Here is a 15,361-nt window from a genome sequence, read left to right as displayed (position 1 = left end):
TCCGCACCCGGCCCGCGGCTCACGTCGTCTGCTGGGTCCCCGCTGCCGTGACCTCCCGCACCCAGGGAGTCTTCGCATCGACGCGAGTGCTCTTCTGGACGTCCCAGGTGCCGTAGCGCGGGTTGAGGTCGATGCCGAGTTTCTTGGAGGCGTCGGTCAGGGCGCTCCAGAAGGCGGGGTTGCGGGTGTCGGTGCCGAGCTTGGCGGCGAGCTTCTGGGCTTCCAGCTGGAGGCGGAGGTTGTCGTCGAGTCGCTCGGGGGCGATGCCGTACTGCTGCAGCCAGGCCGTCTCCAGCGCCTTGGAGCCGCCGGTCTGCTGCTCCAGGCCGGAGCGCATCTGCTGGATCTCCTTGCGGCTGACGGTCACGCCCGCGTCCTGGGCGGCGCGGTGCAGCACCCGGTCGAGCACCATGTTGTGCAGGGTGTCCCGGGTGAGGGTGCCCGTCTTGGCGATGACCTGCTGGTACTGCGCCTCGTCCGGCACCGCCGCCCGCTGTGCCTCTCGCACCTCGGTCACGCGGCTCTCCAGCTGGGCGACGGTGATCCGCTGGCCGCCGACGACGGCCGCCGCGCCCGGATGCGCTTCGTTTCCGCAGGCGGTGAGCAGGGGGGCCGCGGCGATCGCGGCGGCTAGGAGGAGCGCGGTGCGACGAGGGCGGTGCAAGGAAGCCTCCCGAGGAGATTGTGCGACGGTGCACAAGGTCTTGCGGTGATCGATGGTAGGCAGTGGGCAAGCTCTGGCCAACCCATTCGACCAACGATTCACCAGGACTTCGGGCACCGCCGCGTCCCACGCTGGGCCTGGGGCCCTCTCGGTCAGCCGGTGATGGCCACCGGGGCGTCCCACGCGTCACGGTCCACGGTGATCGTGTAGCCGCCCCGCGTCTCCTTGCTGTTGACCATGTACTGGTGGCCACGGCTGTGGTTCGTGAACTGGGTCGGGCCGAACGGCCAGTCCCCCGTCGTCGTGTTCTGCTTGTCCCACAGCGCGTACCACAGGTTGCCCGGAAGGTCCGTCTTGTCGGTGGCGTTCGCGATCGCCTTCGCGCTGGAGCTGGTGAAGCCGTAGTAGCCGGTGCGGTACGTCTTCGCGCGCAGTGCCTTGTCGAAGGCGCGCACGTAGGTGAGGACGGCGTTGTTGCACGCCTTGTTCGTGATGTCGTAGGGCTCCATGTCGAGGTAGACCGGGCTGCCGGCCTTCATGCCGAGCGCAGAGGCCTTGGCCACGGCGTCGGCGGCGTCGCGCGCGCCGAGGGAGGCGGCGGTGGTCGCGGTGAGCTTCTCGGGGCTGGAGCCCGTCTGGCAGGGCGGCTGGGCGCCGACGTAGAGGGGGATGAGCTTCCAGCCGACGGTGCTGACCGACTTCACCCAGGAGGCGGTGAGGTTGGGCTGGGAGCAGCCGCGGTTCTTGCCCCCGATGTAGACGGCGGCGGCCCCGTAGAGGCCGCCGTGCCAGGCCTTCATCGCGGAGAGGGAAGGCGCGGCGCAGGTGTCGAAGGCACGGCCGGTGTAGGTGCGCTGGGCGGGCCAGGTCGTGGCGGCCATGGAGCTCTGCGCGGCGATACCGGCTCCGGCGACGACCGCGGTGCCGGCGACGGCCCAGGTGATGTATCTGCGCTTCTTGGACTGACGATGCCCGGACATGTGTGGCCCCACCCCTGTTGTGCGTCGTACGGAACTATTGTGCGTTACATGGAAATGCGGACCGCAACTTTACGACTTCGGTCCGTCGCTCAGAAACTCCGCCCCTGGAAGATCACGAGTCTCCCCCAGGAAACGGCGGAATCCAGTCGGCACCCAGCTGTGCGTCCAGCCCGCGCATCCAGCCGGGCATCCACCCGCGTCTCTGTCGGCGTCTCTGTCCGCGTCTCAATCGGCGTCCCTATCCGCGCACCTGCCCCAGCCACTGCAGCGTCCGGCGGACCTCCAGCGCGAGCGGGTTCCCGGGGCCGTGCAGCAGTTCCACGTCGTGCAGGAGCCGGCCCAGCGTGTCGTGGGCGGCGGCGCGGTCGCCCAGGGCGAGCAGGAGGTGGCCGATGCGGCGGCGGACGTCGTGGGCGAGTTCCGGGTCGCCGGAGACGTACTGGTTCTCGTAGTACGGCAGCAGCGCGCGGTACTCGGCGAGCGCCGCCGCGGGTTCGCCGAGTTGCTCCAGGCACTGGGCGGCCTCGTAGCGGAAGCGCAGCGACTGGGGGTCGGACTGGCCGGCCTCGGCGGCGCGTTCGTCGGCGAGGCGGCGCAGTTCGGGCAGCGCGCGCCGGTACTGGCCATCGTCCATGAGGGTGGCGGCGTACTGCTTGCGCAGGGTGCGTACGACCGGGGAGCGCTCGCCGTGCTGCTCGGCCGCGGCGGGCAGGATCGCGCCGAGGATGTCGACGGCCTGGGTGATGCGGCCCTCGCCGAGGAGACGCTTGACCTCGTCCACCGCGCGCGCGACGTCGGGCTTCTCGGCGGCGGGCGCGACGGGACCGGCGGGGGCGGGCTGGGGCGCGGGCGTGCGCGCGCGGTCCGGCCAGGGGGCGTGCGGGCGCAGGAACGGGCGCGTGGGGTCGAGAGACGCCCCGGTGGGCATCCCGCGCGCGGGCAGGAGCAGCGCCAGGTCCTCGTACACGTCCTGTGCGGAGGCCGGGCGGTGCTGCGGGTCCTTGGCGAGCAGCCGCAGGACGAGCGCTTCGAGGGGCTCCGGGACTTCGGCGCGGATCTGACGCACGGGCAGCGGCGCCTCGTACAGGTGCCGGTGCAGGACACCGAGCGCCGTGGAACCCGCGAACGGCACGTCTCCGCTGAGCAGTTCGTGGAGCACCACGCCGAGTGCGTACAGGTCCGTGTACGGGCCGACCGCGCCGCCCATCGCCTGTTCGGGCGCCATGTAGGCGGGTGAGCCGATGGGGGAACCGGTGTGCGTGAGGCGGGTGGTGTCGGTGTCCATCACGGACGCGACACCGAGGTCGAGGACGGTGACGGTGCCGTCCTGCTTCACCATCACGTTGCGTGGCTTGAGGTCGCGGTGGACGATCGGCACGGCGTGCACGGCGCTCAGCACGGCGCACAGTTGCGCGGCCACCGCGACCGCCCACTGCCAGGGGTACGGGTCGTGTTCGGCGAGGTGGTCGGACAGGTCCGCGCCGTCGATGTACTGCATGACGAGGAACAGCTCCTCGCCCTCGCTGCCCGCGTCGTGCACGGTGACCAGGCCCGGATGGTCGACCTGCGCGGTCACCCGGCACTCGCGCACGAACCGGCGGCGCAGTTCGTCCGCCTCCTGGCCGGCCACCTTGTCGGGCCGCAGCAGCTTCACCGCCACGCGCCGGTCGAGGCGTTGGTCGTACGCCGTCCAGACCTGGCCCATGCCGCCCTGCCCGATCAGCGTGGACAGCTCGTAACGCCCGGCGACCACACGCCCCGTCGTGACGCTCACCTGCCGCCCTCATGGTTGCCGTCGTGCCGGCGCAGGTAGTCACTGAGCTCGTCGAGTTCGGCGCGCACCTGGTCGATCCGGGCGGGCGCGGGCCGCTGCGGCGGGGGCGGCGGTACGGGGCTGTGGAGGACGGCGTCGCTCGGCCCCGGCGGCTGCGGTACCGGTGTCCGGAGCCCCGGTCCGGGCAGCGGGTTGTGCGGTGTCGAGGACTGGGGCACGGTCTGGGCGTTGTACGGCGGCTGCGGCTGAAGCCCGCTCTGCGGATAGCCGTACGCCGGTGACGGGGGCTGCCGCGGGTCGTAGCCGGAGTGACGGAGCTGCTGGAAGTGCCGTATGTCGGCCGCGAGGTAGTACGCGACCGACGCCACCAGGGTGCCCAGGAGCAGAAGCAGGCCCGCCCAGCCGCCCGGGGTGTGGATCTCGTCGCCGGACTCCGATCCGAGCAGCCAGACAACGAGGACCTCCACCACGAAAACCCCCGCGAAGAGCCACCAGTCGAGCGTCTTGCGGGTGACGAGGGCCAGGCGCAGCATCATCGCCCACATCAGGAAACCGATGCTCATGACGGAGATCGCCACGAAGAGCACACGCAGGAAGACCAGCAGCCCGGTCGGCGGTGCCTGCCTCACCGGCTGCGTGTAGCCGTGGCCTTGCATGGCTGCTCCTGATCCCTGAAGTGGGCGTACGGGGTCGGCCGGCACGATCCGGTGCGGAACGGACAGACAACACCGGTCGTGTGATGGTCGCTTCGAGCGTATAGGCCGACACCGACAAGCGGTCCTGGGTTGTACCGAACCGTTGTCATGCCGATCACATCGGCCAGGCCCTGCCCGTACGCGTGGGCCTGGACACGCCGCGCCGGTCAGAGGCGGTGGCGCATCCACACGTTGGGCTCGACGTACACCGCGTATCCGCGCTCCGGCTCGCAGCGCACCGGCACCAGTGCGCCGGGTACCTCGACGTCGCCCGCCGTGTCGAACGGCAGCCCGGTCCAGCGGCGCCACTGCTCCAGCGAGCCGGACACGGTCATGGAGGCCGGTGCCACGGATTCGATGCTCGCGCCGGCCCGGGCGTGGACGCGCAGCCAGGGGTCGTACGGGAGCCCGTCGGAGCGTACGCGGTGGGCGTACTCCTCGATGGGTGTGCGGGGTTCCAGATGCTTGGCGCTGGGGCGGACCGGGGCGACGACCTCCTGGAAACCCTGGGCGCCGGCGCTGTCACGCATCGCCGACAGCATGCGGGCGGACAGGCCGTGGCCCTGAACGCCGGGGGTGACAGCGATGGAGACGGCGCTGACCGTGTCGGGGCGTATGCCGCGGCGCAGGTCGGCGAAGGCCCACAGCAGGACCTGGTCCCAGCCCCGGGCGGGCAGTTCGCCGCGGTCCTCGATGTCGAGGGCGAACGGCACGCTGTGGGCCTGGGCGACGACCTCGCCCCGCTCGTTCTCGGCGAACAGCACATACTGCGGGAGTTCCGTGGCGATCCGTCCGAAGTGGGAGTCGCCCACGGCGTCCTGGACCACGAACTCCGGCCAACTGCTCTCCATCCCGACGACGCGCTCGTACATCTCGGGGCGCTCGGCGAGGCTCGACACCTTCAATTCCATGCGGTCACCGTAGGGCGGGAGCGGGACGGGGCAACATCGTTTTTCCGCCCCCTCACCGAGATGCCCGTGCCGCTCGTCAACCGCCGCACTGACGCAGCATCATCTGCTTGTCCGGTGCCGTCACCGGCAGTTCGTACTTGTCGGCGACCTGGGCGAAGCGGACCGCATAGGCGCAGCGGATCCGCTTGTCCGGGGGGAGCCACGACGCGGGCCCCGAGTCGCTCTTGGCCGAGTTCGCGCGCCCCTCGGCCGGTATGAGGTTGAGCGGGTCGTTGGCGAGCTGCTCGCGTTTGTCCTCGGGCCAGCGCGAGGAGCCCATCTGCCAGCTGTAGGACAGCGGCACCACGTGGTCGATCTGCACCTCGGTGGCCTTCTGTTTGCGCCACTCGATGGTCGTTCCGGTGTACGGGTCGTGCAGGGTCATGGCGATGACCACGCAGTCGGAACCGGAGCGGTATCGCAGGCTCTGACCGTCGCGTTTGAGGAGGTCGTTGCGGGTGTCACAGCCGTTCCGCGCCAGCGGCACGCCGTCGGCCGTGTCCATCCAGGCGTAGCCGAACTCGTCGCGGTCGTAGCCCGTCCTGGGGCCGCGGCCCTTTGTGCGCAGGCTCTCGATGAGTTCGCGGGCCGTGGCCTCGTCGGTGGCGCCGGTGACGGGCGCGAGACCGGGTTTCGTACCGTCCGGATTCTTCAGCGGGCTGACGGAGCGTCCGTCCGTTGCCGGTGCCGCCGCACCGCTCTCCGGTGCGGTGCCGCTCGAGTCGAGGCCTTCGCAGCCCGCGACCAGAGTGATCGCGGCGCAGGCCGCCACTGTGGTCATGACGGCGGAGCTCGTCCCGCCCCTCAGACGCGTCACGATGCGCCCCTCCCCTTCGCCTGCCCGGTTCCGCCCCGGCACGGGCGGTTCTCTCCGGTTTTCACGGTAGCGGCCGAGAGGCCCAGACCATATGGGCGACAAACGGGCGCACTTCTCCTATCAGTCTTATCGTCGGCGGCTACCCCGGCGAGGCGGGGTCGATCCCGAGATCCCCCGAGATCCTCCGAGATCCCCCGGCAGTCAGGCCTACGACCCCAGGATCGACGCCAGGAACTCCCCGGCCCATCCCAGCAGTTCCCGTCCGATCAGTGGCTTCCCGCCGATCTTCGCCGTCTTCGGGCGCGGGACCAGCACCTGGTGCGCGGCCGGCTTGATGACCGTCCCCGGGTACAGCCGCTTGAGCCGCAGTTCCTGGGACTCCCGCAGCTCCACCGGGGCAAGGCGGATGTTGTTGCCCTGGAGGACGATCTCGCCGACGCCGCACGCACGCGCGAGCATCCGCAGCCCGGCCACCAGCAGCAGGTTCTCCACCGGCTCAGGCAACTTGCCGTAGCGGTCGACGAGTTCCTCCCGTACCGCCTTGATGTCCTCCTCCGTGTTGGCGGAGGCGATGGAACGGTAGGCCTGCAGGCGGAGGCGCTCGCCGGGGGCGTAGTCGTGCGGGACGTGCGCGTCGACCGGGAGCTCGATCTTGACCTCGAGAGGCGGTTCCTCCTCCACGCCGCCCTCCAGGGAGGCGCGGTAGTCCGCGACGGCCTCGCCGACCATGCGGACGTACAGGTCGAAGCCGACGCCCGCGATGTGGCCGGACTGTTCGCCGCCCAGGAGGTTTCCGGCGCCGCGGATCTCCAGGTCCTTCATCGCCACGTACATGCCCGCGCCCATCTCCGTGTGCTGGGCGATGGTCGCCAGGCGCTCGTGAGCCGTTTCCGTCAGCGGCTTCTCCGGCGGGTACAGGAAGTACGCGTAGCCCCGCTCGCGGCCTCGGCCCACCCGGCCGCGCAGCTGGTGCAGCTGGGAGAGTCCGAAGTTGTCGCCGCGCTCCACGATCAGGGTGTTCGCGTTGGAGATGTCGATGCCGGACTCGACGATCGTGGTCGAGACGAGCACGTCGAACTTCTTCTCCCAGAAGTCGACCACCACCTGCTCCAGGGCCTGCTCCGTCATCTGGCCGTGGGCGATGGCGATCCGCGCCTCGGGGACGATCTCCCGCAGCCGGGCCGCCGCGCGGTCGATCGACTCCACCCGGTTGTGGATGTAGAAGACCTGCCCCTCGCGCAGGAGTTCACGGCGGATGGCCGCGCCGATCTGCTTCTCCTCGTACGGGCCGACGAAGGTCAGCACCGGGTGGCGCTCCTCGGGGGGCGTGGTGATCGTCGACATCTCCCGGATGCCGGTGACCGCCATCTCCAGGGTGCGCGGGATGGGGGTCGCGGACATGGTCAGTACGTCCACGTTCGCGCGCAGCTTCTTCAGCTGCTCCTTGTGCTCGACGCCGAAGCGCTGCTCCTCGTCGACGATGACCAGGCCCAGGTCCTTGAACTTGGTCTCCGAGGAGAACAGCCGGTGGGTGCCGATGACGACGTCCACCGAGCCCTCCCTGAGGCCTTCCAGGACCGCCTTCGCCTCGGTGTCGGTCTGGAAGCGGGAGAGCGCCTTCACGTTCACCGGGAACTGCGAATAGCGCTCCGAGAACGTCCCGAAGTGCTGCTGCACCAGCAGCGTCGTCGGGACCAGGACGGCGACCTGCTTGCCGTCCTGGACGGCCTTGAAGGCGGCCCGGACCGCGATCTCCGTCTTGCCGTAGCCGACGTCGCCGCAGATCAGGCGGTCCATCGGGACCGTCTTCTCCATGTCGTCCTTGACCTCGGCGATCGTGGTCAGCTGGTCGGGCGTCTCCACGTACGGGAAGGCGTCCTCCAGCTCGCGCTGCCAGGGCGTGTCGGAGCCGAAGGCGTGCCCGGGGGCCGCCATCCGCGCGCTGTACAGCTTGATCAGGTCGGCCGCGATCTCCTTGACGGCCTTCTTCGCGCGGGCCTTCGTCTTCGTCCAGTCGGCGCCACCCAGACGGTGCAGCGTGGGCGACTCGCCGCCGACGTACTTGGTGATCTGTTCCAGCTGGTCGGTGGGGATGTAGAGGCGGTCGCCGGGCTGGCCGCGCTTGGCGGGGGCGTACTCGACGACCAGGTACTCGCGGGTGGCGCCCTGCACCGTGCGCTGCACCATCTCGATGTAGCGGCCCACGCCGTGCTGCTCGTGGACGATGTAGTCGCCCGCCTCCAGGGTCAGCGGGTCGATGGTCTTGCGGCGGCGCGCGGGCATGCGTGCGCCGTCCTTGCCGGCCGCCTTCTGGCCGGTCAGGTCGGTCTCCGTCAGGACGGCGAGGCGCAGCTTCGGGTCCACGAAGCCGTACTCGATCGAGCCGCACGCCACATGCACCACGGAGGGCGCGATCTGGCCGAGCTCCGCGTCCAGACGGGCCGCGATGCCCTCGCCGCCGAGCACCTCGACCGTGCGGGCCGCCGGTCCGTGGCCCTCGGTCACGAACACCGTGCGCCAGCCGTCGGCCAGCCAGCCCTTGGTGTCGGCGAGGGCCTTGGCGGTGTCCCCGCGGTAGGTCTCGGGGGCGTGCATGCCCAGCTTCAGGGTGTCCGCGTCAAGGTCCTCGTCCGCCGCGAACGGCGACACCGACCACCACATCATGTCCAGCTCACGGGCCCGGTCCCGGACGTCCGCGATGGACCACAGGGAGGCCGCGCCGACGTCGATCGGTGCCTCGCCGCCGCCGGCGGTGGCCGCCCACGAAGCCTGCAGGAACTCCTGGCTGGTCGTCACGAGGTCCGCCGCGCGTGTGCGGACCCGCTCGGGATCGCAGACGACGGCCATGGCGCCCTTGGGCAGGACGTCCAGCAGGAGCTCCATGTCGTCCACGAGGACGGGCGCCAGGGACTCCATGCCTTCCACGGCGATCCCCTCGGCGATCTTGCCGAGCAGTTCGCCGAGTTCGGGGTGCTGCTCGGCGAGGGCACGCGCACGCGTGCGGACGTCTTCCGTCAACAGGAGTTCACGGCAGGGCGGGGCCCACAGGCCGTGTTCGGCGACCTCCAGGGAGCGCTGGTCGGCGACCTTGAAATAGCGGATCTCCTCGACGTCGTCGCCCCAGAACTCGACGCGCAGGGGGTGTTCCTCGGTGGGCGGGAAGACGTCGAGGATGCCACCGCGTACGGCGAACTCGCCGCGCTTCTCGACGAGCTCCACGCGCGCGTACGCGGCGGCGGCGAGGGCGTCGACGACCTCGTTGAGGTCCGCGGTCCGGCCCGTCCTCAGCGCCACCGGTTCCAGGTCGCCGAGGCCTTTGACCTGCGGCTGGAGTACAGAGCGTACGGGGGCCACGACGACGGAGACCGGGCCGGTCTCGGGGTCGTCCGGGCGGGGGTGGGCCAGGCGGCGCAGGACGGCGAGGCGGCGGCCGACGGTGTCGCTGCGGGGGCTGAGCCGCTCGTGCGGGAGGGTTTCCCAGGACGGGTACTCGACGACGCCTTCCGGGGGCAGCAGCGAGCGCAGGGCCGCGGCAAGGTCCTCCGCCTCGCGGCCGGTCGCGGTCACCGCGAGGACCGGGCGGCCACAGTCGCGGGCCAGGGCGGCGACCGCGAAGGGACGGGCCGCGGGGGGGCCGACCAGGTCGACGTGCATACGGTTGCCGTCTGCGGCTGCCGTGATCGCTTCCGCGAGGGCGGTGTCCTTGACGACGGCGTCGAGCAGACCGTGCAGGCTCATTCTGGGGCGGCTTTCGTCCGAGGGTGGGCAACGCGAATCGCCCGACGCGGGTGAGGGGCCGGGGGTCTCCAGCGTACGACGACCCTGTCGCGGACGCCGGAGCCTGTGGACAACCTCCGCCGCCGAGGAGTGCGGCGGGGCCGACGTCCGGACGGGCCGTGCGGGAATCATCGGCGCGATGAGCGCCCGTGCTCGGACGCCGGGCGGGCCGAGGCCGGCCGGCCCGGCCGTCCGCGCGGCTTCACCGGACTCGCCGGTGCCGCGGATCGGCGTCACCGCCACTCCGGTCGCCCCGGCTTCCCGCGCGCCCAGTAATCTGCGCACGCCCAGTAATCTGCGGCCGTCCCCTTGTGACCGTTGCCGTCGGCTCCGAGACCCCGCCGCGAGGCGGGCGCACCACACAGCCCGTCATCCGCCCCGCTCCCGTCCCGACCCATGAGGCCCGCCATGCCCGCTGCCGCGCTTGCGTCGACGTCCCCACAGCCCCTCATACCGGGGCCGGTCACGGGGCCGCCGCGTGACCGGCGTTTCCCGCCCGGGCGGTGGGATCCCTGGGTGCTGGCCGGGGTGCTTCTTCTCGCCTATGCGGGTGTGTCCCTCGTGCGGTACCGGCACATGGCCAACAGGTCCTGGGACCTGGGGATCTTCGAGCAGGCGGTGCGGGCGTACGCGCATCTGCGGGTGCCGGTCGCGGATCTGAAGGGGCCGGGGTTCAACATCCTCGGGGACCACTTCAGCCCGGTGACGGCGCTGCTCGCGCCGGTGTACCGGGTCTTCCCCTCTCCCCTGACCCTTCTCGTGGCGCAGGCCGCGTTGTTCGCGGTGTCCGCGGTGCCGGTGACGCGGGCCGCCGCCGCACTGCTCGGACGGCGGCGGGGGCTCGCGCTCGGGCTGGCGTACGGGCTGTCCTGGGGTATCCAGAAGGCCGTCGACTTCGACTTCCACGAGATCTGCTTCGCGGTCCCGATGATCGCCTACGCCCTCGAAGCGGCGCTCGCCCAGCGCTGGCGTCGCGCCCTGTGCTGGGCCCTTCCGCTCGTCCTGGTGAAGGAGGACATGGGGCTGACGCTGGCCGCGATCGCGGTGGTGATCGCGCTCCGCGCGCGGCCCTCCTCGCCGCGGACCGCGGCCGGCGCGCTCGCCGTCGCGGCCTTCGGCGTGGCCGCCACGATCGTCACGCTGACCCTGGTCATCCCGGCCTTCAACACCACGGGCGGCTACGACTACTGGGACAAGGTCGGTGGCTCGGGCGGCAGCCCCTTCGACGGGTTGGACACGAAACTCCGTACCCTCGCCTGGCTGCTGATCCCCACCAGCGGACTGCTCGCCCTGCGGTCCCCGCTCCTCCTGGTCGCCCTGCCGACGCTCGGCTGGCGGTTCGTCTCCTCCGACTCGCACTACTGGGGCACGGACTGGCACTACAGCGCGGTCCTCATGCCGGTCGTCACGCTCGCGCTCGCCGACGGCCTGACCGCCGTACGGATGAGCCCGCGGCCGCGGCTTCGGTCGTACGCCCGCCATCTGCCCACCGCCGTCGTCTCGGCCTCCCTGGCGCTGACGACCTCACTGCCGCTGGCCGGGCTGACCGAGGCGGACGCCTATCGCACGCCGGCCGACGTGCGGGCCGTCGAGCGGATGCTGGCGGGGATTCCGGACGGGGCGAGCGTGGAGGCCAACATCGCTCCGATCAGCCGGCTCACCGCACGCTGCCGGGTGTTCTGGCTCGGCAACACCCACGGGCTGTCCCCGGACTTCATCGCCGTGGACAACCGCCGGAAGTGGCTGGAAAACGTCGGGGCGTACGCCCGGCAGCTGCACCCGCGCGCCACGTACACCATCGAGGACGCGACCTCCGGCTTCATCCTGATGAGGCGGGAGATCCCACGGCAGACCGTCCGACCGTGAGCGTCCCCGGGTGACGACCACGTCGTCGGGCCCGGTGCCGGGAAGCTGTTGCCTCCGGCGCCGGGCCCGACGTTCCCCGTTCCCCCGTTCCCCTTCCCCCGTTCCCCCGTTCCCCCGTCCGGGATGGCTGAGCGGTCCGCCCGCCCTGTGCGGGCGGCTATTCGGTCGCGATGGCGTTGAGTACGTTCATACGGCCCGCCCGGAACGCCGGGACCAGCGCGGCGAACAGGCCCACGAACGCGGAGCCGATGAACACGCCGATGATGGTCGGCCAGGGGATCTCCAGGACGTTCAGGCCTTCGAGGGCGAGGAGCTTCTGGGCCGTCGCGCCCCAGCCCATGCCCAGTCCGAGGCCCAGCAGGGCGCCGAAGAGGGCGATCACCACCGACTCCATACGGATCATGCGGCGCAGTTGGCGGCGGGAGAGGCCGATGGCCCGCATCAGGCCGATCTCCCTCGTCCGCTCGACCACCGACAGCGCCAGGGTGTTCACCACACCAAGGACCGCCACGATGATCGCCAGGGCGAGCAGGCCGTACACCATGTTCAGGAGCTGGCCTATCTGATCCTTCAGTTCCTGCTTGTAGTCGGTCTGGTCGCGGACCTGGTACTGCGGGTAGCCGTGCAGCGTCTTCTTCAGGGCCGCGTACGCCTGTTCCTCCTGGCCCTTCTTGGCCTCGGCGAACATGACCGAGTTGGGCGGGATCTGGTCGGCCGGGAGGTACTTGCTCATCGTCTCGATGCTGAGGTAGCGCGCGCCCTGGTCGATGACGACGTCGTCGTCCGTGATGGCCGCGACCTTGAGCTTCGCCGTCCTGCCGGCCTTGAAGGCGACGGTGAGGGTGTCGCCGACGCGCACGCCGTGCTCCTTGGCGTAGTCGGAGCCGACCGACATCGCGTTCGTGCCGTACGCGGCGGAGAGGTCGCCGGCCGTGGTGGGGCGGCGCAGGTCCTGGGCGTAGGTCGGGTCGGCGGCCGTCACCTGGGAGGCGTCGGTGGTGCCGTCGGGCGCGGTGAGTGTGGCCTCGACTTCCTTGTAGCGGGTGACGTGGGCCAGGCCCGGGCTGTTCTGCATGGCCTTCTCGGCCTGCGGGACGATCCGCTGGTTGCCCTGCACGATGAAGTCCGCGCCGACCGACTTGTCCAGCTCGCTGGTGGCGGAGGCGACCATCGAGGAACCGACCACCGACAGACAGGCCACCAGGGCCAGGCCGATCATCAGGGCCGCGCCGGTGGCGCCGGTGCGGCGCGGGTTGCGCAGGGCGTTGCGCTCGGCCATGCGGCCCACCGAACCGAAGGGCCGCAGCAGCACGGCGCTGATCACCCGCACGACCCCGCCGGTCAGCAGCGGGCCGATGACGACGAAGCCGATCAGGGACAGCACCACACCGCCGCCCAGCACGAGCGCGCCGTCACTCGCCTTGTCGGCGTCGGCGGCCAGGAACAGGGCGAATCCGCCCGCTCCGGTCAGTACGAGTCCGATCAGGGCGCGCACCATGCCCGCCCTGCCGTCGGCCGGTGTGCCGGCGTCGCGCAGCGCTGCCATCGGGGAGATCTTGCCGGCGCGGCGGGCCGGCAGGTAGGCGGCGAGGACGGTGACCACGATGCCCAGGACCACACCGGCGATCGGAGTGGTCGCCTTCACGGTCAGATCGGCGGTGGTGAGGTTCATACCGGCCGCCGACATCAGCTTCATCAGGCCGATCGCGATGCCCACGCCGGCGGCCACACCCAGGATCGAGCCGACGACGCCGAGCAGCAGGGCCTCGACCAGCACCGAGCGGTTGACCTGCTTGCGGGAGGAGCCGATGGCCCGCATCAGGCCGATCTCCCGGGTGCGCTGGGCGACCAGCATGGAGAACGTGTTGATGATCAGGAAGATGCCGACCAGGAACGCGATCCCGGCGAAGCCGAGCATGGCGTACTTGATGACGTCCATGAACTCACCGACGTTCTTGCGGTTCTCGTCGGCGTTCTCCTTGGCCGTCTGAAGCTTGTACGTGCCGTCCAGGGCCTGGGAGACGTTCTGCTTGAGCTGGGTGTCGCTGACACCGGAGGCGGCGTCGACGTAGATCTGGCTGAAACGGCCCGTGGCGCCGAGGAGTTCGCGCTGGGCGGTGGCGGTGTCGAAGAAGACGATCGCGGCGCCGGGGTTGGTCACCTTGAAGGTGGCGATGCCGACGATCCGTGCCGTGAAGTCGCCGGCGACGGAGATCGTGCGCAGTTCGTCACCGAGCTTGAGGTGGTGCTTGTCGGCGGTGTCGGCGTCGACCATCAGCTCGGTCGGTCCGCGCGGGGCGTGTCCCGAGGTGATCTCCATCGAACGGGCGTCGTTCTTCGTCCAGTTGCCCGCGATGGTGGGGGCGCCGTTGCTGGAGCCCATGTTCTCGTTGTCGCTGTCGACGACGGTCACCGCGGACGAAGCGACCGCGCCCTCGGCGGACTTGACGCCCTGGGCCTTGGCCACCCGCGCCAGCGTGGCCGCCGGCAGCGACTCGGGCCTGCCGTTCTGCGGGGTGTCGTCGCTCTTGGCCTCCTTCGGGGAGACCGTGACGTCGGACGCGGTGGTGGCGAAGAGCTTGTCGAACGTCGTGTTCATCGTGTCGGTGAAGACGAGCGTGCCGCAGACGAAGGCCACCGACAGCAGGACCGCCACGGCCGACAGGGCCATGCGTCCCTTGTGCGCGAAGAAGTTGCGCATCGAGGTCTTCAGGACGGTCATGACGTACGCCCCCGGGCGTCGAAGTCCTTCATGCGGTCCAGGACGGCGTCCGCGGTCGGCTTGTACATCTCGTCGACGATCCGGCCGTCCGCGAGATACAGCACCCGGTCCGCGTACGACGCGGCCACCGGGTCGTGGGTGACCATCACGATGGTCTGGCCGAGCTCGTCGACCGAGCGGCGCAGGAAGCCCAACACCTCCGCGCCGGCACGCGAGTCGAGGTTTCCGGTCGGCTCGTCACCGAAGATGATCTCGGGCCGGGCGGCCAGGGCCCGCGCCACCGCGACCCGCTGCTGCTGGCCTCCGGAGAGCTGGGTGGGCCGGTGCTTGAGGCGGTCGGAGAGGCCGACGGTGTCGACGACCCGTCCGAGCCACGCCTTGTCGGGCTTGCGGCCCGCGATGTCCATGGGCAGGGTGATGTTCTCCAGCGCGTTCAGCGTCGGCAGCAGGTTGAACGCCTGGAAGATGAACCCGATCCGGTCCCGGCGCAGCTGCGTGAGCTTCTTGTCCTTGAGGCCGGTGATCTCGGTGTCGTCCAGGTAGATCTGTCCGGACGTCACCGTGTCGAGACCGGCGAGGCAGTGCATCAGCGTGGACTTGCCCGACCCCGAGGGGCCCATGATCGCGGTGAACTGGCCGCGGGCGATGTCCACGTCGACGTGGTCGAGGGCGACGACGCGGGTCTCGCCGGACCCGTACGCCTTGACGACCTGCCGCGCCCGCGCGGCAACGGCCGTACGCCCTCCAGTGCCCCCGTGCCTGGGAATGGTTACAGCCGATGTCACGGTATGTCTCCTAAGTCGGTCATGGATGAAGCGTGCGAAGTGCGGATGAAGCGTGGGACGCAGTGGTTACGTCGATGAGTCTGGTGCCCGGAGGGGGTGCGGCGCGCTGGTGCTCAGCGCAGTCTTTTGCTGAGGAAAACCCCACCCCCGTCAGTGCGGTCAACCGCCCCCGGCCCCTCCCGAGCCGTCCCCCCGCCCCTTCCCGAGCCGCTCCCCAGCGGCGTAAAGCCAGGTTAAGGACGACCCCGGGCCCTTCTCGTCCTCCGGCGGTACGAACCCTCCCCCAGCCGTAGTACGGAGGTACCCCTAGGGGTCGTCCACCGCCGGGTGG

General features: G+C 70.6%; 10 protein-coding genes. 1 reads left to right on the top strand and 9 read right to left on the bottom strand.

Annotated features, from left to right (window positions below; all coding sequences use genetic code 11):
- Window positions 1-19: 19 nt before the first annotated feature.
- The 7 genes from ACIBK3_RS36480 to mfd form a co-directional block, all read right to left on the bottom strand.
- A complete protein-coding gene (locus tag ACIBK3_RS36480; protein ID WP_399371992.1) occupies window positions 20-664 on the bottom strand; it encodes a SurA N-terminal domain-containing protein in 645 nt (214 codons plus the stop codon).
- Between the two features lie 152 nt (window positions 665-816).
- The gene (locus ACIBK3_RS36475; RefSeq protein ID WP_399371991.1) at window positions 817-1,644 is read right to left on the bottom strand and encodes a glycoside hydrolase domain-containing protein; all 828 of its coding nucleotides are present in this window, start codon (window positions 1,642-1,644) and stop codon (window positions 817-819) included.
- Between the two features lie 238 nt (window positions 1,645-1,882).
- Window positions 1,883-3,397 carry a protein kinase gene (locus tag ACIBK3_RS36470; protein ID WP_399372031.1) on the bottom strand — a complete coding sequence of 505 codons (1,515 nt, stop codon included), beginning with the start codon at window positions 3,395-3,397 and terminating at the stop codon, window positions 1,883-1,885.
- 17 nt (window positions 3,398-3,414) lie between these two features.
- Window positions 3,415-4,074 (bottom strand): hypothetical protein, encoded by a 660-nt coding sequence (locus ACIBK3_RS36465; protein ID WP_399371990.1) that lies wholly within the window; start codon window positions 4,072-4,074, stop codon window positions 3,415-3,417.
- 206 nt (window positions 4,075-4,280) lie between these two features.
- Window positions 4,281-5,024, bottom strand: coding sequence for an N-acetyltransferase (locus ACIBK3_RS36460; RefSeq protein WP_399371988.1), 744 nt, complete (start codon window positions 5,022-5,024; stop codon window positions 4,281-4,283).
- A gap of 76 nt (window positions 5,025-5,100) precedes the next feature.
- On the bottom strand, window positions 5,101-5,844 hold the full coding sequence (locus ACIBK3_RS36455; protein ID WP_399371986.1) for an HNH endonuclease family protein: 744 nt from the start codon (window positions 5,842-5,844) through the stop codon (window positions 5,101-5,103).
- 243 nt (window positions 5,845-6,087) lie between these two features.
- Complete coding sequence (gene mfd / locus ACIBK3_RS36450) at window positions 6,088-9,618, bottom strand: transcription-repair coupling factor (RefSeq protein ID WP_399371984.1); 3,531 nt, start codon at window positions 9,616-9,618, stop codon at window positions 6,088-6,090.
- 435 nt (window positions 9,619-10,053) lie between these two features.
- Between mfd and ACIBK3_RS36445 the strand changes: the two genes are divergently transcribed.
- Window positions 10,054-11,523, top strand: coding sequence for a DUF2079 domain-containing protein (locus ACIBK3_RS36445; protein WP_399371983.1), 1,470 nt, complete (start codon window positions 10,054-10,056; stop codon window positions 11,521-11,523).
- Between the two features lie 157 nt (window positions 11,524-11,680).
- On the opposite strand, the gene ACIBK3_RS36440 is transcribed toward ACIBK3_RS36445, so the two are convergent.
- Together ACIBK3_RS36440 and ACIBK3_RS36435 are read right to left on the bottom strand one after the other, a co-directional pair.
- Window positions 11,681-14,245, bottom strand: a complete 2,565-nt coding sequence (locus tag ACIBK3_RS36440; RefSeq protein WP_399371981.1) for an ABC transporter permease — start codon at window positions 14,243-14,245, stop codon at window positions 11,681-11,683.
- Window positions 14,242-15,030: an ABC transporter ATP-binding protein gene (locus ACIBK3_RS36435; protein ID WP_399371980.1), complete on the bottom strand. Its 789-nt coding sequence runs from the start codon at window positions 15,028-15,030 to the stop codon at window positions 14,242-14,244. The genes ACIBK3_RS36440 and ACIBK3_RS36435 overlap by 4 nt, the downstream gene beginning before the upstream one ends.
- Between the last annotated feature and the right edge of the window lie 331 nt (window positions 15,031-15,361).

It is taken from the genome of Streptomyces sp. NPDC050287 (assembly GCF_044459385.1).
Lineage (GTDB): Bacteria > Actinomycetota > Actinomycetes > Streptomycetales > Streptomycetaceae > Streptomyces.
The sequence above is the reverse complement of the archived record's forward strand: the minus strand, read 5'-3'. Positions and strand labels throughout refer to the sequence as shown.

Excerpts from the sequence above, each read along its gene's own strand:
- ACIBK3_RS36475 (WP_399371991.1), bottom strand. The coding sequence starts at position 1,644 with ATGTCCGGGCATCGTCAGTCCAAGAAGCGCAGATACATCACCTGGGCC.
- mfd (WP_399371984.1), bottom strand. The coding sequence starts at position 9,618 with ATGAGCCTGCACGGTCTGCTCGACGCCGTCGTCAAGGACACCGCCCTC.
- ACIBK3_RS36460 (WP_399371988.1), bottom strand. The coding sequence starts at position 5,024 with ATGGAATTGAAGGTGTCGAGCCTCGCCGAGCGCCCCGAGATGTACGAG.
- ACIBK3_RS36465 (WP_399371990.1), bottom strand. The coding sequence starts at position 4,074 with ATGCAAGGCCACGGCTACACGCAGCCGGTGAGGCAGGCACCGCCGACC.
- ACIBK3_RS36445 (WP_399371983.1), top strand. The coding sequence starts at position 10,054 with ATGAGGCCCGCCATGCCCGCTGCCGCGCTTGCGTCGACGTCCCCACAG.
- ACIBK3_RS36455 (WP_399371986.1), bottom strand. The coding sequence starts at position 5,844 with ATGACCACAGTGGCGGCCTGCGCCGCGATCACTCTGGTCGCGGGCTGC.
- ACIBK3_RS36440 (WP_399371981.1), bottom strand. The coding sequence starts at position 14,245 with ATGACCGTCCTGAAGACCTCGATGCGCAACTTCTTCGCGCACAAGGGA.